This is a genomic window from Ruegeria sp. CDSA241 (genome assembly GCF_059611265.1).
Genome location: NZ_JBXWPF010000004.1, coordinates 153,620 through 175,338 on the forward strand (window position 1 = coordinate 153,620; position 21,719 = coordinate 175,338).

21 protein-coding genes are annotated in these 21,719 nt (G+C 57.0%); 6 read left to right on the plus strand and 15 right to left on the minus strand.

What is annotated here, in order from left to right; translation table 11 throughout:
• Positions 1–559: 559 nt before the first annotated feature.
• The 8 genes from AC2FJV_RS05490 to alr all read right to left on the minus strand — a co-directional run bounded on the left by AC2FJV_RS05490 (position 560) and on the right by alr (position 7,028).
• Positions 560–1,165: a CvpA family protein gene (locus AC2FJV_RS05490; protein WP_496688281.1), complete on the minus strand. Its 606-nt coding sequence runs from the start codon at positions 1,163–1,165 to the stop codon at positions 560–562.
• A gap of 41 nt (positions 1,166–1,206) precedes the next feature.
• A complete protein-coding gene (gene radA, locus AC2FJV_RS05495; protein ID WP_496706041.1) occupies positions 1,207–2,568 on the minus strand; it encodes a DNA repair protein RadA in 1,362 nt (453 codons plus the stop codon).
• A 120-nt stretch (positions 2,569–2,688) separates the two neighbouring features.
• On the minus strand, positions 2,689–3,468 hold the full coding sequence (locus AC2FJV_RS05500) for a DNA repair protein (protein WP_142633486.1): 780 nt from the start codon (positions 3,466–3,468) through the stop codon (positions 2,689–2,691).
• A gap of 148 nt (positions 3,469–3,616) precedes the next feature.
• Entirely contained in the window at positions 3,617–4,069 is a 453-nt protein-coding gene (locus AC2FJV_RS05505; protein ID WP_496712952.1) for a paraquat-inducible protein A, read from the minus strand.
• Between the two features lie 10 nt (positions 4,070–4,079).
• Positions 4,080–4,415, minus strand: coding sequence for a hypothetical protein (locus AC2FJV_RS05510; RefSeq protein ID WP_496712954.1), 336 nt, complete (start codon positions 4,413–4,415; stop codon positions 4,080–4,082).
• Between the two features lie 56 nt (positions 4,416–4,471).
• Positions 4,472–5,218 (minus strand): ABC transporter ATP-binding protein, encoded by a 747-nt coding sequence (locus AC2FJV_RS05515; protein ID WP_496712956.1) that lies wholly within the window; start codon positions 5,216–5,218, stop codon positions 4,472–4,474.
• The gene (locus AC2FJV_RS05520) at positions 5,215–5,997 is read right to left on the minus strand and encodes an MlaE family ABC transporter permease (protein ID WP_142633494.1); all 783 of its coding nucleotides are present in this window, start codon (positions 5,995–5,997) and stop codon (positions 5,215–5,217) included. Before AC2FJV_RS05520 ends, AC2FJV_RS05515 begins: the two co-directional genes overlap by 4 nt.
• Complete coding sequence (alr, locus tag AC2FJV_RS05525; protein WP_282027372.1) at positions 5,994–7,028, minus strand: alanine racemase; 1,035 nt, start codon at positions 7,026–7,028, stop codon at positions 5,994–5,996. The genes AC2FJV_RS05520 and alr overlap by 4 nt, the downstream gene beginning before the upstream one ends.
• 232 nt (positions 7,029–7,260) lie before the next feature.
• Between alr and AC2FJV_RS05530 the strand changes: the two genes are divergently transcribed.
• Positions 7,261–7,803 carry a GNAT family N-acetyltransferase gene (locus tag AC2FJV_RS05530; protein ID WP_496693455.1) on the plus strand — a complete coding sequence of 181 codons (543 nt, stop codon included), beginning with the start codon at positions 7,261–7,263 and terminating at the stop codon, positions 7,801–7,803.
• A gap of 3 nt (positions 7,804–7,806) precedes the next feature.
• On the opposite strand, the gene AC2FJV_RS05535 is transcribed toward AC2FJV_RS05530, so the two are convergent.
• The 6 genes from AC2FJV_RS05535 to AC2FJV_RS05560 all read right to left on the minus strand — a co-directional run bounded on the left by AC2FJV_RS05535 (position 7,807) and on the right by AC2FJV_RS05560 (position 13,762).
• Entirely contained in the window at positions 7,807–9,297 is a 1,491-nt protein-coding gene (locus tag AC2FJV_RS05535; protein ID WP_142633499.1) for a replicative DNA helicase, read from the minus strand.
• Positions 9,298–9,522: 225 nt separating this feature from the next.
• Positions 9,523–10,203 (minus strand): orotate phosphoribosyltransferase, encoded by a 681-nt coding sequence (locus AC2FJV_RS05540; protein WP_142633501.1) that lies wholly within the window; start codon positions 10,201–10,203, stop codon positions 9,523–9,525.
• A 128-nt stretch (positions 10,204–10,331) separates the two neighbouring features.
• A complete protein-coding gene (locus AC2FJV_RS05545; RefSeq protein WP_282027374.1) occupies positions 10,332–11,513 on the minus strand; it encodes an ammonium transporter in 1,182 nt (393 codons plus the stop codon).
• Between the two features lie 148 nt (positions 11,514–11,661).
• Positions 11,662–12,141, minus strand: a complete 480-nt coding sequence (locus tag AC2FJV_RS05550; RefSeq protein ID WP_496712958.1) for a CinA family protein — start codon at positions 12,139–12,141, stop codon at positions 11,662–11,664.
• Positions 12,138–12,635, minus strand: coding sequence for a phosphatidylglycerophosphatase A family protein (locus AC2FJV_RS05555; RefSeq protein WP_142633508.1), 498 nt, complete (start codon positions 12,633–12,635; stop codon positions 12,138–12,140). The genes AC2FJV_RS05550 and AC2FJV_RS05555 overlap by 4 nt, the downstream gene beginning before the upstream one ends.
• The gene (locus AC2FJV_RS05560; protein ID WP_281994541.1) at positions 12,632–13,762 is read right to left on the minus strand and encodes a bifunctional 2-C-methyl-D-erythritol 4-phosphate cytidylyltransferase/2-C-methyl-D-erythritol 2,4-cyclodiphosphate synthase; all 1,131 of its coding nucleotides are present in this window, start codon (positions 13,760–13,762) and stop codon (positions 12,632–12,634) included. The genes AC2FJV_RS05555 and AC2FJV_RS05560 overlap by 4 nt, the downstream gene beginning before the upstream one ends.
• 184 nt (positions 13,763–13,946) lie before the next feature.
• On the opposite strand from AC2FJV_RS05560, the gene dusB reads away from it, so the two are divergent.
• The 5 genes from dusB to ntrX all read left to right on the plus strand — a co-directional run bounded on the left by dusB (position 13,947) and on the right by ntrX (position 21,198).
• A complete protein-coding gene (gene dusB / locus AC2FJV_RS05565) occupies positions 13,947–14,930 on the plus strand; it encodes a tRNA dihydrouridine synthase DusB (protein ID WP_425596233.1) in 984 nt (327 codons plus the stop codon).
• Positions 14,927–15,994, plus strand: a complete 1,068-nt coding sequence (locus AC2FJV_RS05570; RefSeq protein ID WP_496712960.1) for a two-component system sensor histidine kinase NtrB — start codon at positions 14,927–14,929, stop codon at positions 15,992–15,994. The genes dusB and AC2FJV_RS05570 overlap by 4 nt, the downstream gene beginning before the upstream one ends.
• A 42-nt stretch (positions 15,995–16,036) precedes the next feature.
• Positions 16,037–17,404, plus strand: coding sequence for a response regulator (locus AC2FJV_RS05575; protein ID WP_496712962.1), 1,368 nt, complete (start codon positions 16,037–16,039; stop codon positions 17,402–17,404).
• Between the two features lie 99 nt (positions 17,405–17,503).
• Complete coding sequence (locus tag AC2FJV_RS05580) at positions 17,504–19,792, plus strand: sensor histidine kinase NtrY-like (protein WP_496688272.1); 2,289 nt, start codon at positions 17,504–17,506, stop codon at positions 19,790–19,792.
• Positions 19,789–21,198: a nitrogen assimilation response regulator NtrX gene (ntrX, locus tag AC2FJV_RS05585; RefSeq protein ID WP_142633520.1), complete on the plus strand. Its 1,410-nt coding sequence runs from the start codon at positions 19,789–19,791 to the stop codon at positions 21,196–21,198. Before AC2FJV_RS05580 ends, ntrX begins: the two co-directional genes overlap by 4 nt.
• A gap of 11 nt (positions 21,199–21,209) precedes the next feature.
• Here the strand turns inward: ntrX and AC2FJV_RS05590 are convergent, their stop codons facing one another.
• Positions 21,210–21,689: a hypothetical protein gene (locus tag AC2FJV_RS05590; RefSeq protein ID WP_142633522.1), complete on the minus strand. Its 480-nt coding sequence runs from the start codon at positions 21,687–21,689 to the stop codon at positions 21,210–21,212.
• Between the last annotated feature and the right edge of the window lie 30 nt (positions 21,690–21,719).

Here is a 21,719-nt window from a genome sequence, read left to right on the forward strand (position 1 = left end):
ATGGCGGTGTCTTTGCCTGATACTTCCCATAGATCTTGGGATGCAGACGCGCCCTGGTCGTAAGCGGCAGGCGCGAAAGAAAACAGATACAGCAAGATCGGCAGCTCCGATTCCATGTCAGTTCGGACTTCACATAAAGCCTTACGGTGGCTGTGTCATCAAAGGATCACATTTGCGATTTGACGCAGGTGGAATTTGCCACAATGGCCGAACAAAAGGTGACAGGTTTCGCAGCTTGTGCTGTCATAGAGGAAACAATCCGAAACAATAGTTTCTTCAAGCCAAGCGGATTTCAGACATGTGGCAAAACAATCAAGGTCAGAAAAAGCAAGAACCGGTAAAACGCCGGTGCCACCGATGCCGTGGAATGGGGCGCGCACCCTGTCAGATTTGCGGAGGCGCAGGTGAAGTGATCAAAAGTCGGGACATTTTTGGCAAGCCCGTCATGTCCCGTTGCGAGGGGTGCTTTGGGCTGAAAAACATCAGATGCACCGTTTGCGCCGGAGAAGGGTTTGTCTAAGTCGAATTGAAAAAGCCCGGCTTTGACCGGGCTTTTGCTTTATTCCGCTGCAGGTGTTTCAGGGGCGGCAGGTGCGTCGGATGGATCGGCGCTTTCACCACAGCTGGCTACCAGTTCTTCATATTGGGATGTTACCCACCCCAGCGCGGCTTCGGGGTTTTGCTCTTCGATTTTGTCGCTGAATTGTTCGAACACTTTGGCTGACCGGCTTTCGTCGACGATTGTGTAGGATTGGCCCGTCATGACTGTGTCATAGACGAAGAAGGCAATCGCCACCAAAAGGATGCCGCGCGCGATTCCAAAGAAAAACCCAAGTGCCTGATCCAAGCCGCCCAGCGCAGACCGTTGCACAAGCGATGAGAACAGTGGGGTAAATATACTAACCACGATCAGGGCAATGGCAAACACGCCAGCGAACCCGGTGATAACCGACAATTCACAACTGTCGCGCAGGAAATCTCCGACAACGGGGATTTCTTTGACCAGTGGAACGGCCTGTGGTGCGAAAATGAATGCCAAAACTGCCGCCGCAACCCATCCCGCGATCGCGAGAATTTCCCGCAACAGGCCACGGGAATAGGCCAGCAGACCCGATATAACGATGATCAGGGCAACTACCCCGTCAATTATTGTAAAACCTTCCATGGCCCTCGCCCGTAATTTTTTCTGCCCCTCAAGGCGTTACCTTAACCTGCTCCGAAGGTTTCGCCAACAAACCCTACCAAATCAGAGGGCCGGGTGAGTGTCAGACCTGCCACAGTACCGGTTTTCCCGCCTGCCGGAGCTATGGCGGATGTGAAACCAAGTTTTTGGGCTTCTTTCAACCTGTTTTCTGTCTGAGGGGCCGGTCTAAGTGCCCCGGACAACGAGATTTCTCCGAAAACGACGGTGTCCGTTGGCAGGGCTGTGTCCTCGCGCGCGCTGAGTAGCGCGGCAGCAACGGCAAGGTCCGCGGCTGGCTCGGTGATTTTAAGCCCGCCTGCGACGTTGAGATAGACATCAAGCCCGGCAAAGGGGATGCCGCAACGGGCTTCGAGCACGGCAAGGATCATTGCCAGCCGTCCGCTGTCCCAGCCGACGACGGTTCGGCGAGGCTGAGAGTGGGGGGATGGGGCAACCAGCGCCTGAAGCTCGACCAGAACCGGCCGTGTCCCTTCGATACCAGCAAATACGGCCGATCCGGGGCTGGGCTTGCCGCGTTCAGATAGAAATAGGGCCGACGGGTTTGTGACTTGTGCCAGACCCTTGCCTGTCATCTCGAACACGCCAATCTCATCGGCTGGACCAAACCGGTTCTTGACCGCGCGCAGAATGCGGAACTGATGCCCGCGTTCGCCTTCGAAATAAAGAACGGTATCAACCATGTGTTCAACCACGCGGGGGCCAGCGATCTGGCCATCTTTGGTGACATGGCCAACCATGATGATTGAAACTCCGTGTCGTTTCGCAAACGTGGTCAATTCATGTGCTGCGGCGCGGACTTGTGACACTGAACCCGGTGCGCTGTCGACGTTGTCGGCCCACATGGTTTGAATTGAGTCGATGATTGCGAGACCGGGTTTCTCGGCTTCCAACGTGGTGAGGATGTTACGCAGGTTGGTTTCGGCGGCCAGTTGCACGGGCGCATCTTCAAGCCCTAACCTGCGCGCGCGCATCCTAACCTGCGCGCTGGCTTCCTCGCCCGAGACGTAAATGGTTTTCACACCTGCACGCGAGAACCGGGCCGCGGCCTGCAGCAAAAGGGTGGATTTGCCGATGCCCGGATCCCCACCTACCAGCAAGGCCGAGGCGGGGACGAGTCCGCCTCCCAACACGCGATCCAACTCCTCGACCCCGCAGAGCGTGCGGGGAGGGGGCGTTTCCTCGGTCGACAGGTCCGTGAGTGTGATAGACTGGCCGCGCTTACCACCGAGGGATTTTTTGGCTGGGCCAGCCGAAAGGGGGACGTCTTGCGAGATGGAATTCCATTCACCGCAGCCGTCGCAGCGCCCGGACCACCGTGAATGAGTGGCACCGCAGGCCGAGCATGAAAAAGTTGTCTTTGCCATGGCGCCCTTGGTGCCCGAGGAATGGCGGTTCTTCAAGCCCTCGTGGGCCTTCATCTCCGCCGGTATGCGCCATATCCTCAGGCCCGTTTGGGCCATTGTCCAAAGCGGGCGCCGTCGCGCCTATTCGGCGGCGCGAGGTGGCGACATGGCTATGACGCTCGACGGTTTCGATGCACCGTCCTTGGGCTGCTGCAGTTGCGCTGACAGTTCCGGCAACAGTTCGAAAAGTTCGTCGCGCAGGCGGGTTAGCTGAGAACGAGCGATGGATTCCTCGATTTCAACATCATGGGTCCACTGGCGCAACTCGTGCTGAATGGTTTGTGCCTCTTCCAGCCGTTGCTGAAACAGTTCGATCTCTTCCTGGCGTTGCTGCAGGAATGTGCGGGCACGGGCGATGCGGGTATCCCCGTAAGTTTCGGCCAGTTCTTGGCTGATCTGGCTCATTTGCGCGGCCAGCTCCAGAATCTCTGGTTCGAGCGATTGCAGGTTGGGATGTTGGCGCAGGAAGGCCATCCGCTCTTTGACCGCATCAAATTCGGACGACAGGATAAATGCCCCGCTGCGGTCCTGCGCATGGGCCAGCTGATAGGCATGGGCGATGTCGTGCATGTTCAGCGCAAATTTACGGTGCGCGTTTTCCAGGGCCATCATTCGGGCATTCGCAGGAAGGTAGAAGGCCAGCATCAGGATCAGAGCGGTCAGGCCAATCTGAACATAGATCCCGGCGTCGATGATGGTACCGCCTGCCAGTCCGGCTTGCATGGAAAGCCATGGCAGCACGCCCAGGGCGGATAGCATAGTGGTTGCGACGGCCAGAAAAGCCGCGGAACAAATCAGAAAAAATGTCAGTCGTAAAAATGCGTTTTGAAACTGTAATGTTAACGTGTGGAGTGCGGTCATGTTCGACGATCTCCTTCTCAAACCGATACATATCGGGCCGAAGCGGACAAAGGTTGAACATAATTTTTGATCCGCTACGGACCGATCACTACAAGAAACTGGCTGCTCGAAATATTAAGATGATACTCAGATAAGTGTTTTCAATCAATTAGGTCTGATGATTTCGTGATCTGGATGTCATCTCGGTAATAATACCTAGGGCGATTGAGGCCAGAATACAGGCCGTAAACAGGTAAAGCCCCCATGCGGTTTCGATGGTCGCGTAAGAGATGCCTTTGGCCAGAGTGATATAGAGCGCGATCAGGAAAATGTCGGCCATCGCCAGCTTACCGAGAATATTCAGCGCCGGCTGAACGCGCGCATTCAGCAGGTCCCATTGGATCAGGGCGGTGCCGATGGTTTTCAGATAGGGTGCAAAAAGGGCGAAGACGGTGACGATCAGCGCGAGGAAGATATCGGACTTCCAAAGGGACTGGAGCCCGGTGATGACGCTGATTTCGGAAAGGCCGAAGATGGGCAGGAACCCTGCACGCATCAGCGGGGCGAACCACGCGATGGGGTAGAGGATCAGGAGCGAGAGGGTGGCGAGGCGGAGGGTCATATTCAAATCTCTAAGCCTTCAAACTGCCAGCAATCGCTACCCAACCTACTATGTAAATGAGGGCGATGGCGCCAACAATGCAGTGGGCAGCCAATTTATCGGATACAGACTGGTGAAGTTTTCTGTGCAAAAGCAACCCTGACACCACATAGCCAACCTCTGTTGGTACCAGCACTAATGGGCCAACAACACCAAATACCTCAGACAAAACAATGGACAGAAGAATCCCGGGCACGAAGCCTTTCAGCACTGAGAGAAAGATTGGATAGAAGATCACTTCAGCTTTTATCGCGCGTGGTATACCGGATTTTTCACCTATAGTATGAACGAGGAACCAAGCTGCCATTACAGATATTAGGTATGTAAATGGCAGTGGGTAGAGGATGAAGGAGAGTGCCTCCACTACCGAACCGCCTCAATCGGCCCTTCAGCACTCCCGCTGATGAACTGTTCCACATAGGGATCGCCCGAGGCGTCCATCTGCCCGACGGGGCCGGTCCATTGGATAACGCCTCCGTGCAACATGGCAACGTTGTCGGCAATCGCGCGGACCGAGCTCATGTCGTGGGTGATGGTCATCGCGGTGGCGCCCATTTCGGTCACGATCTCGCGGATCAGGTCGTTGATGACGCCGGACATGATGGGATCAAGGCCGGTGGTGGGCTCGTCGAAGAAAATTATCTCGGGCTCGGCGGCGATGGCACGGGCCAGACCCACGCGTTTTTGCATGCCGCCCGACAGCTCGGCCGGGAAACGATCGGCCACATCGGCTTTCAGACCCACGCGGCGCAGTTTCTCGACGGCGATCTCGCGCGCCTCGTCCACGGGACGTTTGAGCGAGCCGCGCAGCAGGCGGAAGGCGACGTTTTGCCAGACGGGCAGCGAGTCGAACAGCGCTCCGCCCTGAAACAGCATTCCAAACCGGGCCAAAAAGGCATCGCGGTCGCCTTTGGTGGCATCTTTGCCGTCCACATAGATCGTGCCGCTGTCAGGTTTGATCAGGCCAAGAACGCATTTCAGCGCCACAGATTTGCCGGTGCCCGACCCGCCGATGATGACCATCGAGGTGCCCTTGGGGATCTCGATATTGACGCCTTTGAGGACCTGATTGGACCCAAAGGCTTTATGTACATTCTCCATCCGGATCATATCGAGAAGAACACCCCTGTGAGAACGAAGTTTGCAGCCAGAATCATGATTGCGGCAGCCTCGACCGAAGATTTGGTCGCAGCGCCTACGCCCTGCGCGCCCCGGCCCGAATTCATGCCGTAGTAACAGCCCATGGTCGCCGTGATCAGGCCAAAGGCCGCGCCCTTGGTAAGCGAAGAGACGATGTCATGAAATTCGAGGAAATTCATGGTGTTTTGCAGGTAGGCCGCTGCGTTGAAGCCCAGGCTTTGGGTCGCCACGATATATCCGCCCGCAATGCCGATCACATCGCCAACCGCAACCAGAATCGGCACTGTGATGACGGCGGCCAGCACCCGCGGCGCGGTGAGGTATTTCATCGGATGGGTGGACAAAGTTACCAGCGCGTCGATCTGCTCGGTCACTTTCATGGTCGCAATTTCCGCAGCGATGGACGATGTGACCCGCGCTGCAATCATCAGACCACCCAGAACAGGCCCAAGCTCGCGCACCATGCCAATCGCTACGATTTGTGGCACCACAGCTTCGGCATTGAAACGCGCACCACCCGCATAGATCTGAAGCGCCAATGCACCGCCGGTAAATATCGCCGTCAGGCCAACCACCGGCAGGGACATCCAACCGATATTCATCAGAGCGACCGCAAATTCGCGCGGATAATAGGGGGGGCGGAAAATATGTGAAATCGCGTCTACAAAGAACAGAGCGACCTTGCCGAAATTTGCAAGCAAAGACAGGGCTGTACGTCCCAACCCGCCCAGCATTGAAAGAGGGTTCATTCGATATAGCCCCGAGAGTAGCGCGCGCCTAGAGATGTCAGAATTTCATACCCGATGGTGCCGGCGGCCTCGGCCAGATCATCTACTGTCTGGTGACCGTTGAGAATACGCAGGCGTTCCGGATCCTCGGGCAGATCCGTTACGTCGATGGTGATCAGATCCATTGAGATCCGGCCAACGACAGGGCAGGGCCTGTCCGCCACAAAGGCATCAATGCCGCCTCCGATAGCGCGGTGAAGCCCGTCTGCATACCCGGCCGCAACCGTGGCGATACGGGATTTGCGCCGCGCGACCCAGCTATTGCCGTATCCCACGCTTTCGCCGGGCTCGACCTCGCGCACCTGAATGACCGGAAGGTCGACGGTGACGACGGGTTTCGCATCGGCAAAGGGTTGTCCGCCATACATCCCGATACCGGGACGGCAAAGGTCGAAGTGATAATCGCTGCCCAGAAGGATACCGCCGGTGGCCGCAAGCGATCTGGGGGCCGCACTTCCATCAGTCAATTCGTGGAACACCCGCAGTTGGTGGCGATTCATCGGGTTGTCAGGTTCATCCGCACAGGCGAGATGCGACATCACCAGCGACGGATTAAGCGGCTCGATCTCTGTGCGCAACGCGGCCCAGTCCGCAGGCTCAATCCCCAAGCGATTCATGCCGGTATCCAACTGGATTCCAAAGGCGTGTTCAGGCAAGGCCTGACGATGGCGGCGGAACTGTTCGGGCGAATTCAGCAATGGCGTCAAATTGTGTTGGAGCAGTTGGTCGCTGTCGCCTTCCATATGCCCGGAAAAAACACTTATCGTTGCGTCGGGTCCGACAGCCTCGCGCACGGCGGCACCTTCTTCGGCAGCCGCGACAAAGAAATTTCTGACACCTTCTTCAGCAAGTGCGGCAGAGACAGGACCAGCGCCCAGGCCATAGGCGTCGGCCTTGACCACGGCACCCGTTTCACAGGACGTCTTTGCATCAAGCGCCTGCCAGTTGCTGGCCAGTGTATAAAGATTGATCGTTAAGCGTGCAGTACTCATGCGTCTGTTCATGACATTGGATCGCGTCAGGTCAAGGGGGGTCGCAGCGATAATTGACCTGTACGTTGCGCATAACGGCACCTTGAGCCCGGGAAGCGGGTTGAAACAGCGTAAATCTGCGTATTGAACATCTGAGGGCGCCAAATCACTATTGTGCGCACATCGTGGTCAACCATGATCGGGTCAAGGTGATCGTTCACTAATACCCAAGGGGGCCTGTTGGGATGAAAACATGATTGAACTCTCGTTTGGGTACAAAAACCAGAGCAGTAGGTTGCCTGATTTCTTTTATGATGTGTTCTCTGCTTCAGAGGGGGCCGAGGAAGGACGGGCCATTCAATCTTTGATCAGGGAATTGCTGAAAACCGAGCCCGATCAGGATCTGCAGGGATGTGTTGCGACTGATGGGGGCGATCTTCTTGGATGTATCATGTTCTCGCGCCTGACCTTTGATCAGGATCCGCGACGGGTGTTTCTGATGTCGCCCGTGGCCGTGCGGACGGATCGGCAGCAGGGTGGGATCGGGCAGAAGCTGATCACCTTTGGTCTGGACCAACTGCGGGCCCAAGGCGTCGACTTTGCAATAACCTACGGAGATCCGTCATATTACGGCAAAACCGGTTTCCTGCCCATTTCTGAGGCATTCGCGCAGCCGCCAATGCCGCTTAGCCAGCCGATCGGATGGCTAGGGCAATCTCTGTCTGGTTCACAGGCTGATCCGATAGTGGGGCCGTCACGCTGTGTCAGCGCGTTTGACCGACCCGACCTTTGGTGACGGTCAGTAGCCTTCGATCTGACCGTCCTGCTGCCAGGGTTTGACGAGGTTCCCGAAGCGGGTGAACTGTGCTTCGAAGGACAGCTCGACCGTACCGATGGGGCCGTGGCGCTGTTTGCCAACGATAACTTCGGCCTTGGCGTGCAGGCGTTCCATGGCCTGCTTCCACTCTTCCATCTTCTCCAACTCATGATCGCCGGGCTTTTCCCGTTCTTTGTAGTATTCCTCGCGGAACACGAACATCACCACGTCGGCATCCTGTTCGATCGAGCCTGATTCCCGCAGGTCGGACAGTTGAGGGCGCTTGTCGTCTCGGTTTTCAACCTGCCGGGATAGCTGAGACAATGCGATGACCGGGATGTTCAGTTCCTTGGCAATGGCTTTCATACCCATCGAAATCTCAGCGATTTCGTTGACGCGGTTTTCGGCCATGCCGCGGCACAGCTGCAGATAGTCGATCACCAGCAGGTCCAATCCATGGGTCCGCTTCAACCGCCGTGCACGCGCGGCGAGCTGTGAAATCGGTAGTGCCGGGGTGTCGTCAATGAACAGCGGGCAGGCTTCCAACTCCTTGGCTGCATCAACAAAGCGGCGAAACTCACCCTCGGTCATGTCACCCTGGCGGATCTTGTGGCTCGAGATTTCCGAGGCTTCGGCCAGAACCCGACCCGCCAACTGCTCGGCGCTCATTTCCAATGAGAAGAACCCGACAACGCCGCCGTCAATCGCGCCTTCGGTGCCGTCGGGTTTCAGCCCGCGCTTGTACGCTTTGGCCACGTTGAACGCCACGTTTGTCGCCAATGAGGTTTTCCCCATCGACGGACGCCCGGCCAGAATGATCAGGTCGGACGGGTGCAAGCCACCCAACTGCTTGTCCAAATCGGTCAGACCGGTGGAAATCCCGGCCATTCCACCACCGCGCTGATAGGCCTCGTTGGTGACGTTGACAGCCTCGGTGACCGCCTTGAGGAAGGATTGAAACCCCTGTTCGGTCTGGCCTTGTTCAGACAGCTGATACAACTGCTGTTCAGCCTCAACAATCTGTTCCTTGGGCTCGCTCGCCACATCGACCCGCGCCGCCTTGTCCGAGATATCGCGGCCAAGCCGGATCAACTCGCGCCGGATGGCAAGATCATAGATCATCTGGGCATAGTCATGCACCGCAAAGGCACTGATCGAGGCCCCGGCCAGCTTGACCAGATAGGCCGGACCGCCCAGTTCCTTCAGGCCTTCATCCTCGGCCATGAAAGATTTCAGCGTGACGGGCGAAGCCAGCGCGTTCTTGGCGATACGGGTCGCGGCGACCTCGTAAATACGCGCATGGACCGGATCATAGAAATGCTCGGCCCCGATGATCGAGGCGACCCGGTCATACAGATCATTATTGGTCAGGATCGCACCCAGAAGCTGTTGTTCAGCCTCAATAGAATGCGGCATGGTATCGGCGTTTTGGATCTGTGCCGCTGCCTGCTCGATGCTGCTTATCTCGTTCATTTTGTCCCCGCTGCCCGTCCCGAGGTTCTATACGCGAAACGCCATTGCAAGCTATCTGGAAATACCTGTGGCTAACTGGGGGTAAGGCCTAGGGATAACTTTCCAGACAGTTTGGACGCTATGGTGTGCTTGGCCTATTATGTAGGAAAGCGGGGAAAAGTCACCAGATATCGTATATGCTCAGCCGATTCTTTGACGCTTATCCCCAATCCATCCACAACAGGTTTAGGAGGGTTTATTGGCCTCTTGCCAGCCGCGCGGGTCGTTCAGGAAGGCTTCGACACCGTCAAGTGTTTCCGTATCAAAGGCTTTCTGTGCTTTGGCCTCGGCCAAAACATCCCACCAGGTGCACAGCGAATGCAGTTTCACCCCATGATCGCCCAGAGTTTTCTCGGTTTCCGGAAAGATGCCATAATAGAAGATCACCGCCGTATGCCCGCAGGTCGCGCCGGTTTCGCGGATCGCATCAACGAAGGACAGTTTGGATCCGCCATCGGTGGTCAGATCCTCAACCAGCAACACACGCTCGCCCTCGTTCATCGCGCCTTCGATCCGGGCGTTGCGGCCATAGCCTTTGGGCTTTTTACGCACATATGTCATCGGCAGGGCCATGCGTTCAGCGACCATCGCGGCAAAGGGAATGCCCGCAGTTTCGCCGCCAGCGATATTGTCGAACGCTTCAAAGCCCGCATCCCGCATCACTGTAACGGTCAGGAAATCCATCAGAGTAGACCGGATGCGCGGGTACGAGATCAGCTTTCGGCAGTCGATATAGGTCGGGCTGGGCAGTCCGCTGGCCAATGTGAATGGCTCGCGCGAATTGAAGTGAACGGCCTTGATTTCCAGTAGCATCCGCGCGGTCAGACGGGCGATTTCGGTGCTGTCGGGAAAGGAACTGGGGATCATGGCGGGACCTCTGAGCTGAAAAACCTTCGGGGCTGATAGCCTGCTGCTGCCGTCAGAGTCGAGAGGGCAGGCAAAAGAAAAGCGGGCCCGAATGGGGCCCGCTGTAAGCTTTCATAATGGCTTGGTGATTAGCTTGACATGTCGTAGGCACGTTCGCCATGCACCGACAAGTCAAGGCCATTGGTCTCAGTCTCGGCATCCACACGCAGCGGCGTGACGGCTGAGACCAGCTTGATCAGCACAAAGGTCACCACAGCGGTAAAGACGCCCACGATTGCCAACCCGCCAAGCTGCGCGGTCCAGGTACCCAGACCGAACAAGGCGATCATGATCGTGCCAAAGATGCCGCCAACGCCATGCACCGCAAACACGTCCAGCGTGTCGTCGATTTTCAAAATGTTGCGCATGACATAGACCGCTTCCTGACACAGGATACCTGCGACTCCGCCGATGATCAGCGCCTGAACCGGGCCGACGAAACCCGATGCTGGGGTAATCGAGGCGAGACCGGCGATGGTTCCGGTCACAAGACCCACCATCGAGGCTTTGCCAAAGCGAATTTTCTCCCACAAGGCCCAGGTCAGGGATGCAGTGGCCGCCGAAAGATGCGTCACGGTCATCGCCATCGCGGCACCGCCATCTGCAGCCAGTTGCGAGCCGCCGTTGAAGCCGAACCAGCCGACCCACAGCATCGCAGCGCCGATCATGACATAGCCTGGATTATGCGGGGGCGTTGTGCGGTGAAGGCGCGGGCCGAGTGCAACGGCAATGATCAAAGCGGCCAGACCTGCCGTTTCATGCACCACGATGCCACCGGCGAAATCTCGCACACCAATCTCGCCAAAAATGCCGCCATCGCTCAGCATTCCGCCGCCCCATATCCAATGGACCACGGGCGCATAACACAGCAGCATCCACAGGGCAGAGAAGGTCAGAACAAAGCCAAAGCCGACCCGTTCGACATAAGCACCGACGATCAGGGCGGGGGTGATAATGGCAAAGGTCATCTGGAAGGCAAAGAACAGAATTTCGGGCAGGGTGCCGGCCAGGCTGTCGGCATCAACACCATTCAGAAAGGCCTTGTCCAACCCGCCCCAAATCCCGCTTTCACCGGGGCCAAAGGCGATGGAATATCCTGCGACCAGCCAGAGAATGCTCATCAAGCAGGCGATGCTAAAGCAGTGCATGAACACGCTCAGCACGTTGCGGGCGCGTACAAGGCCGCCATAGAAGAGGGCCAGGCCCGGAAGTGTCATGAACAGGACCAGTGCAGTTGCTACTATGATCCAGGCGGTATCGGCTCCATTCATCAGCCACTCTCCTTTACAGAATGCGTGGCGGGGCTTGAAGCGGATTGCGACTGGGGAAAAAAGAGGCAGAGCCCAAAAAAGCAGCCTATTTCAGGGGCCTTTTTTGAAGAGTTGATTAATTGGGCGTCAAATTGTCGAGCATGCCCGATTATTGGGCAGTGCTGAAAAGTGCCTTTGACAGCAGTGCCAGCGCGTGATCCCGCGCAGCGCGGCGCACCCGATCGCGGCCCAATGCGCCGAATTCGACGGTTTCTGTCATGGGTGGGATGCCGTCACCGGCCACACCAAAACATACCCGGCCTTCGGGTTTAAACTCGGATCCGCCCGGGCCTGCAATGCCGGTAACCGACACTGCCAGTTGCGCCTGTGAATTCTGCAAGGCACCCTCGGCCATTTCGCGCGCGACCTGTTCAGAAACCGCGCCATGGGCATCCAATGATTCCTTGCGGACACCCAACATTTGCTGTTTGGCAGTATTTGTGTAGGTCACAAAACCGCGCTCAACGACCGCAGAGCTGCCGGGGATGTCGGTCAGAGCCGCAGCGACCATCCCGCCAGTGCAGCTTTCGGCGGTGGTGATCATCACCCCTTTCGCTTTGGCGCTTTCTAGCAGGTCGGAAACGGTCACAACCCCAGAACTCCGTGGCTGAACCCGGCGGCCAACATGATGCCTATGGCCGCGAATACCCCGGCAATCACATCGTCCAGCATAACGCCCATGGGATCGCCGCGCCGGTCAGCCCAACCCACGGGGCCGGGTTTCAGGATGTCGAACAGGCGGAACAGTACAAACCCAGTTACCCAACCTGGCCACAGCGCTGTAATGTCGATCCCGTGCGCCCAACTGGGATAGGATATCGCCCAAAGTGCGAGGAACTGACCTGCGACCTCGTCAATCACAATCTCGGAAGGGTCGTGGTCTTCTTGCCCGGCGGTCATCACCCGCGTGGCCCACAGACCGCCGAAAAACACCGCGACTGTCGCGACCGCCAGTAAGGGGAAGCCGCCCAGAGTATGCAGAACCCATACCAAGGGCAGGGCTACCAAAGACCCCCAGGTGCCGGGGGCGGGTCGCAGATATCCGACGCCACAAACAGTGCCAATCAGTTGTGCAACGGTCATGATTTCACCAAACAAGCTGTTGCAATAGAAGCAATTCCTTCAGCACGCCCGGTAAAGCCCAAACGCTCGGAGGTTGTGGCCTTGACCGAAATCTGATCCTGGCGCAATTCCATGATCTTCGCCATCTCTGCCCGCATGGCCGCGGCGTGAGGCCCGACCTTGGGGTATTCGCAGACCAGCGTGCAGTCGACATTCGAGATACGATATCCCATCTGCCCGGCCAACTCGACCGCATGGCGCAGGAAAATTTCGCTTGCCGCGCCTTTCCATTGGGGATCTGAGGGCGGAAAGTGCTGTCCGATATCCCCTTGTGCCAATGCTCCGTAAATCGCATCGGTGACTGCGTGCATACCGACATCCGCATCAGAATGCCCCTGAAGCGATCGGTTATGCGGAACTTTGATACCGCACAGGAATACGTGATCCCCGTCACCAAAACGATGCACGTCGTAGCCGTTCCCCAGCCTTACATCCATATCCGTTCCCAATATGCGTTCCGCCCTGGCAAAATCCTCGGGTCGGGTGATTTTCAGGTTGTCCGTATCGCCCGGCACGATGCAGACGTCCAGCCCGGCGGCGCGCGCGACTTCCACGTCATCCGCTGAACCTCCGGGATGCGCGGTGTGGGCAGCGACGATTGCGTCATAGTGAAAGCCCTGCGGGGTTTGCGCTGCATGCAACCCGGATCGATCCTGCGTGCCAGTGACCATAGTGTCGCTTGCTGTCCACAAGGCGTCCGTCACCGCAAGGCCAGGTGCGGCACCGGGGAAATTGTCCAGAGCGGCCAGAACGGCATCAATGATCTCGGTGCTGACACAAGGACGTGCGACATCGTGGATCAAGACGCGGGTCACATTCATGCCGTTCAACGCCGACAACCCGCTGCGCACCGATCCTGCTCTGTCTGACTCGCCTTCCGCGAGGATCAGATCGGCGCTTTCAAATTCTTCCCAGGCGGGGGCATCCTCCTTCGACAGCACAAGGACGATGTGATCGACTTGCCCGCGGAATCGGTCGATGGTCCAGTCGGCCACCCGACGACCTGCCAGATGGCGCCACTGTTTTGGCGTGCCGCCTCCGGCGCGTTGACCGCGTCCTGCGGCGACAATGATAGCTGCGGTCGTCATGTGTCGTGCTCTCCGACGAGTTAAGGGCAATGTTTAGGGTGCGGTGAAAGCAGAGGCAATCACTCGGTTTCATCTGCTTAAAAAATAGGCAAACGATGATTTTGCATGCTTGTTCATGGCGGTTTTGTTGTTCATATGCACTCAATTCGATATCAAAGCTGCAACTGCTCAAGGATTAAGCACGTTGACTCTGCGACTTGCCGACAAAGATTTGAACCCGCCCGTACTACTGGCGCCCATGGCCGGAATCACTGATCGTCCGTTTCGCGATCTGGTGATGCGCTTTGGGGCCGGGATGGTCGTCAGTGAGATGGTGGCCAGCCAGGAAATGGTGCAGGCCAAACCCGGTGTGCGCGAACGGGCCGAGCTGTCTGCGGATGTGGAAAACACTGCTGTCCAGCTTGCCGGACGCGAGGCGTATTGGATGGCCGAGGCGGCCCGCCAGGTCGCTGATCGGGGTGCGCGCGTGATTGATATCAATATGGGCTGCCCGGCCAAGAAGGTGACAAATGGATATTCGGGCTCGGCCCTACTGAAGACACCTGACCACGCGCTGACATTGATCGACGCCGTTGTCAGCGCCGTGGACGTGCCCGTGACGCTGAAAACCCGGTTGGGATGGGATGACAAATTGCTGAACGCGCCCGATGTGGCAAGGCGGGCGCAGGATGCTGGGATACGAATGGTCACGATCCATGGCCGCACACGTTGCCAGTTCTACAAAGGGCATGCCGATTGGAGCGCAATCCGGGCGGTCAAAGAAGCGGTCTCGATTCCGGTGATTGCGAATGGTGACATTGTTGATTCTGGCGCTGCACGCATAGCGCTGGATCAGTCCGCCGCCGATGGGGTCATGGTTGGGCGTGGGGCGCAGGGTAAACCGTGGCTACTGGCGCAGATGGGGCATGAGCTATACGGGGCAGAGGCGCCATTCATTCCCGCTGGTAGTGATCTGATCGACATGGTTCGTGCCCATTATCAGGCCATGCTGGGGTTTTATGGTTTGGATCTGGGCCTGCGCGTCGCTCGCAAGCATCTCGGCTGGTATATGGATGAGGCTGGAACACCGGCCCCGTTGCGCCGGGCGGTGCTGACTTCGCGCAACACGGACGAGGTGATGCACCTGTTGAGTGCTGCACTTGGCAGTGATGCAGAGGTGGCGGCATGACCTCGGATCACAGCATCTGGACCTCGCTACCGGTTCCTGCCTTTGTCATAGATGCAGGTGACCGGATCGCAGACATAAACTCCGCCGGTGAAGGGTTCCTGAACGCCTCGCGCAAATCCGTGATCGGGCATCCCGTCTGGGATCAGATTGCCGTGGACGCTCCATTAGAAGAAGCGTTTCTGAGAGCGCGTCAGCAAGGTACGCCACTATTTGTGAACGATGTGGATGTAGGGTCAGGCAACCGCGCGCCGTTGCAATGTGCGCTTCAGATCGCGCCGCTTGTAGGACACACGGGGTCAATGATCATGATCATCACGCCGCGTGAACTTGCTGGGCGTATGACCCGTGGAAACACGGTGAAATCTGCTGCGCAATCGGCGATAGGCATGGCCGAGATGCTTGCGCATGAAATTAAGAACCCTCTGGCAGGAATTACTGGCGCGGCGCAGCTTCTCAGCATGAATATCTCGCAGCAAGACCTTGAATTAACAGATCTTATTGTCGAAGAGAGTCGCCGTATCGTAAAACTGTTGGAGCAGGTTGAACAATTCGGAAATCTCTCTGAGCCCGATTTCAAACCGGTCAACATACATGACGTGCTGGATCGGGCACGGCGGTCGGCCCTGTTGGGTTTCGGTGCCCATATGACGATCATCGAAGATTACGACCCGTCGTTGCCACTTGCTTATGGCGACCCGGATCAGTTTCTGCAGGTCATCTTGAATTTGTTAAAGAATGCCTCGGAAGCCGCTGATCCTAAAGGGGGAACCATTCGGTTAAGGACGTATTTTGAACATTCTTTCCGCCTGCGGCGCAGCGACGGGTCAGGTCATTCTCTGCCACTGCAAATCGAAGTGACCGATGACGGCCCCGGTCTGCCGGAGAAGATTCGGGGCGAGATATTCGACCCGTTTGTGTCGGGCAAGGAAAACGGCACCGGCCTGGGGCTGGCGCTGGTCAGCAAGATCATTTCGGACCACGACGGCTGGATTTCGGCTGAGTCGGTTCCGGGACGAACGGAATTTCGCATCTCTCTGAGGCGCGCGCCGCGTGACGCGAAATAGTCAATAAATCGCCGGAAAGAGCAAGAATAAGGAAAGCACCTGATGGATGGAACAGTACTGGTTGCAGATGACGACCGCACAATTCGGACCGTTCTGACACAGGCCCTGACACGCGCTGGGTGTAAGGTGCATGCAACCTCGTCGTTGACCACTTTGATGCGTTGGGTGGCCGAGGGCAAAGGCGACGTGGTCATATCCGATGTAGTTATGCCGGATGGCAATGGGCTCGAGATGTTGCCAAAAATCGCACAGGACCGACCGGGATTACCGGTCATCGTGATTTCGGCGCAAAACACGATCATGACGGCCATCCAGGCAGCCGAGGCGGAAGCTTATGACTATCTGCCGAAACCCTTCGACCTGCCGGATTTGATGAAGCGTACCGCGCGCGCGCTGGAACAGAAACAGCGCACGCCGTCAGATGCCGGTAGCACGTCCCAAGAGCGTCCGGAAGAGCTGCCTCTGGTGGGGCGGACACCAGTGATGCAGGCGCTGTATCGCTTGGTGGCGCGGGTGATGAATACCGATCTGTCGGTCATGATTTCGGGCGAGAGTGGAACGGGCAAGTCGTTGATCGCCAAAGCGATACATGATTTTTCCGATCGCAGGACGCTGCCATTTGTAACGGCCACTGCCGCCGACCTGCGGGATCTTGAAGGCCCGGCGCGCGTCATGGCACGGGTGCGGGGCGGTACGCTGCTTATCGACGAGATCGCGGATATTGATGACGAATTGCAGGCGCGTCTCGTTCGGATGATGGACACTCCAGGCGATCATGTTCCTCGGTTCATGGCTACGAGCCAATCGGACCTGACCGAAGCCATGGAGAACGGGCGCGTCCGGCAAGACCTGTATTATCGCCTTTGCGGTGCGACAGTGCATGTTCCGGCCCTTCGCGAAAGGGTCGATGATATCACCTTGCTTGCGGATCATTTCCTGGCGCGTGAAGAACGCGAACATGGCGCGAAACGCTGGTTCAGTCCGGATGCGGTCGAGCTGGTACGGCGCTATTCCTGGCCCGGAAATGTACGGCAGCTTGAAAATGCGGTCCGTCGTTTGAGCTTGACCAGCCGCGCCGATGAAATCTCCAAAACCGAGGTCGAGTCGGTGCTGGGCAGCCAACCCGAAGCCGAGCCGGTGCTGGGCAATGGAGAACGCGAAAAGCTCTCGGCTTCGGTCGAACGCCACCTGCGCCGCTATTTCGATCTACATGGAAATATGTTGCCACCTCCGGGTCTATATCAGCGTATTTTGCGTGAGGTTGAGGCGCCTTTGATTGAACTGGCCCTGGATGCGACCGGGGGAAATCAGGCAAAATGTGCTGATCTTCTAGGGATTAACCGGAATACGCTGCGCAAAAAGATAACAGAGCTCGATATTCAGGTGACACGGCGGCGCAAACTGATGTAATATCGCCACACAAAGCGTGGCATCCGGGTTTCGACCGGGCAACGACCACGACATATGGCGGTAAGTCGCGCAAGCGGCACATCAGGATGAGGGCAGACGGTGGCAACCCGAGCACAGAGCGGGCTGATTTTATCAGTCAATCGGTGGCGAAAATCCCGAAGGCTGCGCAATTTTGGAACTTTGGGTCTGGTTTTGCTGGGCCCGGTGCTGGCTTTGACCACTTATCTGGTCATTGGTCCATTCGATCTGGGGGCAACCGCGCCCTCATTGCGCCTGATCCTGCTTGCGGATCTGGTCTATGTTCTCGTGGTTGCGGCGCTGGTTCTGGGTCAGGTAGGCAACCTGATTGCAGCGCGCCGGGCCAAATCCGCGGGGTCCCGTTTGCACCTGCGACTGATCGGAGCTTTCACGCTGTTGGCTCTGGTGCCGACTGTCACGGTTGCAATCTTTGCCGGTCTGACGGTGAATATTGGTCTTGAGGGCTGGTTTTCCGACCGCGTAAGGCAGGTTGTCGGATCCTCACTTACTGCTGCGGAAGCTTATGAACAGGAACACCGAGAGGGCCTGACGCAAGACGCCGTCGTATTGGCGCTTTTTCTGGACAATGCCCGGACGCGCGATTTCTATATTTCCGATGCTGAACTGCGAGAGGTTCTGGCGCAAGGGCAGGCGCAAATCCAGCGCGGTCTGCGTGAGGCCTATGTCATTGATGGAAATGGCGAAATCCGATCCCGGGGGGATCGCTCTTATCTTTTCAACTTCGAAAAGCCGACCTCCGAACAGATGGCCCAGGCGACTGAGAATGAATTGCTGATCATTGCCGATTGGCAAAACAGTGAATTTCGGGCGCTTGTGCCTTTGAAGGCTTATCTTGATCGGTATCTCTATGTCAGCCGGGAAGTGGACGGGCAGTTGCTGACGCTGCTGGACGATACCAAGGAAACAGTCCAGTTCTATCAACAGCTTGAAAGTGAACGCGGACGGGTATTGTTTGAATTCGGCCTGCTTTATCTGGGTTTTGCCGTGATCCTGATCCTGGCTGCAGTGTCGCTGGGAATGTGGTTCGCCGAGCGTCTCTCGCGCCCGGTTGGACGCCTGACCACCGCTGCGCAGCGTGTCGGGGCAGGCGATCTGGGCGTTCAGGTTATCGAAGAAGCCACCGATGACGAAATTGCGATGCTGGGCCGTTATTTCAATCAGATGACCCGACAGTTGAAAGGGCAGCGCGATACCCTTTTGGAGAACACACGGCAGATCGAACGCCGGCGTCGGCTGTTCGATTCGGTTTTGACCTCGGTCACATCTGGTGTTGTTGGTGTCGACCCCGATGGTTGCGTGACGTTTGTGAATCGATCCGCCGAACGCCTGTTGGATTGGTCCCGTGGAGAGGAACATCTTGCCATTGGAATTGCGGTGCCCGAATTCATGCCTTTGTTCGAAAGTCTCAAGGACAGCGGGCAAGAGGCTGTGCAGGGTGAAATCAAAGTCACGCGAAAAGGCCATTTGGAAAACCTTTTGGTCCGCATGGCGATCCGCCGCGGCGAAGATGGCGGGCTTGAAGGATATGTGGTTGCCTTTGACGACGTGACCGATCTGGTCAGTGCACAGCGAATGGCAGCCTGGGGTGATGTGGCGCGCCGCATCGCACATGAGATCAAGAACCCCTTGACCCCGATCCAACTGAGCGCCGAGCGGATCAAACGAAAGTTTTCGTCCAAACTGGATGAGGATGATTGCGATATCCTTGTATCCATGACTGATGTGATCGTTCGCCAGACGAATGACCTGCGGCGGATCGTGGATGAATTTTCAAAGTTTGCGCGCATGCCGGAACCGGATCGGCACGAAGAGAATCTGGTGGGGTTGGTGCGCGAGGCTGTTCTTTTGCAGCAAGCCGGTCAGCCGGATGTCGAAATCGAAGCGATGCTTCCAGATCAGCCGATTTCAGGTGATGTAGACGCAACAATGCTGAATCAGGCGCTTACCAACCTGATCAAGAATGCAGGCGAAGCGATTGAAACGCTGAAACAAAAAGGGGCGCCTGAGAACCTCAAGCCTCAGATCAAGGTTACTGTGATCGGTGACGATGCGGGCACAGTAATTACCATTGCCGACAACGGTATCGGCTTGCCGGAAGATCGTGCGCGGCTGTTTGAGCCTTACGTGACCACACGCGACGAGGGCACTGGGCTGGGGCTGCCGATCGTCAAAAAGATTATCGAAGAACATGGCGGGGTGCTGACACTTGAGGACGCCCCCGTATTTGACGGACAGGACCATTTTGGCGCAATGGCCGTGATCCGTTTGCCCGTGAGCAATATTTCCTCAAATTCAGCGCCGAAAAAGCAGGCAATTGATACAAACAAACTGAAAGCAGGCCAAAGATGAGCGACATTCTGATTGTAGATGACGAGCGTGATATTCGCGAGCTTGTGTCCGATATTCTCGAGGACGAAGGCTATTCCACCCGGCTGGCTGGCAACTCGGACGAGTGTATGGCAGCCATCAATTCCGAACCCCCGGGGCTTTTGATCCTGGATATCTGGCTGAAAGACAGCCGGATGGACGGGATTGATATTCTGAAGACTGTAAAGCGCGACAACCCAGACATTCCGGTGGTGATCATTTCGGGCCACGGGAATATCGAAATCGCTGTCGCTGCGATCAAGCAGGGGGCGTATGACTTTATCGAAAAGCCCTTTAACATCGACCAGCTGATGGTTGTGATCCGCCGCGCGATGGAAACCTCGCGCCTGCGCCGCGAAAACGCCTCGCTAAAGCGGAAAGAGGTCACAAGCTCGGATATGATCGGCAAATCGGCCTCGTTCCGGGCAATGCAGAGCCAACTGGACAAGGTTACCAAGTCCAACGGGCGTGTGATGCTGACAGGACCTGCCGGTTCAGGAAAGGAAATCGCCGCGCGCTATATCCATGCAGAATCGAACCGGGCAAATGCGCCCTTCGTGACCGTGAACTGTGCCGGGATCGAGCCGGAGCGCGTTGAAGAGGTTCTGTTCGGCCGTGAAACTACCGAACGCGGGGTTGAGGCAGGCCTGTTGGAAGAGGCCCATGGTGGCGTCGTCTACTTTGATGAAGTGGCAGATATGCCCATGGGAACCCAGTCAAAAATCCTGCGGGTTCTGGTTGATCAACAGTTTCAACGGGTTGGAGGTACCGACAAGGTTCGGGTCGACCTGCGGGTGATCTCTTCGACCAATCGTGACCTTGATGCAGAAATCGCCGCTGATCGTTTTCGGGAAGAACTTTACCATCGTCTGAATGTTGTGCCTATTTCGGTGCCTTCGCTAGAAGATCGGCGCGAGGATATTCCGGTTCTTGCCGAGTTTTTTATTGAAATGTGCAATGAATCCCAGGGCCTGCCGGTGCGCGAGATTTCAGACGAAGCTGTCGCGTTGCTGCAGACCATGACCTGGCCGGGCAATGTGCGTCAGCTTAAGAACCTGATCGAACGGGTGCTCATTCTGGGTGACGGTACGGGCCCGATCGAAGCGCGTGAGCTGCCAAACGAAGAAGAAAAAGCCGATGAATCAGGTCGCGTCGTTCTGTCCGGGGCATTGGCGACCTTGCCGTTGCGCGAAGCTCGCGAGGCGTTCGAGCGTGAATATCTGCTGACCCAGATCAACCGGTTCGGGGGCAATATCAGCCGCACTGCCAGCTTTGTCGGCATGGAACGCAGCGCGCTTCATCGTAAGCTTAAATCTCTGGGCGTTGTGACCTCGAACAAATCGGGGGCGCGAGTTGCACAACTGGACGAGGCTGAACCGGCGGAGTGATCCGCCGGCCTTTACCCTGCCTGACCTGGGGTAATTATCTGAAACGTTCCGTTGTCGAATTTGACGAAACATGAATCTGTGCTGAGCGGTGGCAGCTGTGTTGTTGGGACCGCAGCAACACGCGACTTTACGCCCTGCTTGCAAGGCGGAAGGCTGACCGGGCGATAGCCTTTCTGCGCCATGCATTGTGCTTCCAGCTTGTTGCGCAGCCCTTTGTTCACATCGACCGTATAGATCTGACCGGGCTGCCACCAGCCTCCGGTGCGATGACACCTTCCCCGACCATCGCAGTAGGTGCGACCTGGCCAATAGGTTGGTGCCCCTTGTCGCACCTGATTGGCAACGGGGGCGTCTTTGAGGGACTGAACCTGACATCCGGTCGTTTCCGACTGCATTTGCGAAACTGTCTCGCCCTCTTGATAATACAGGGAAAGCGGCCCACACGCAGTTAGCAACAGAGTCAAAGAAATCGTGAGAGCTATTGTTTTCATACGCTTACCTTGCCTCAGCTTTGCTTGTGT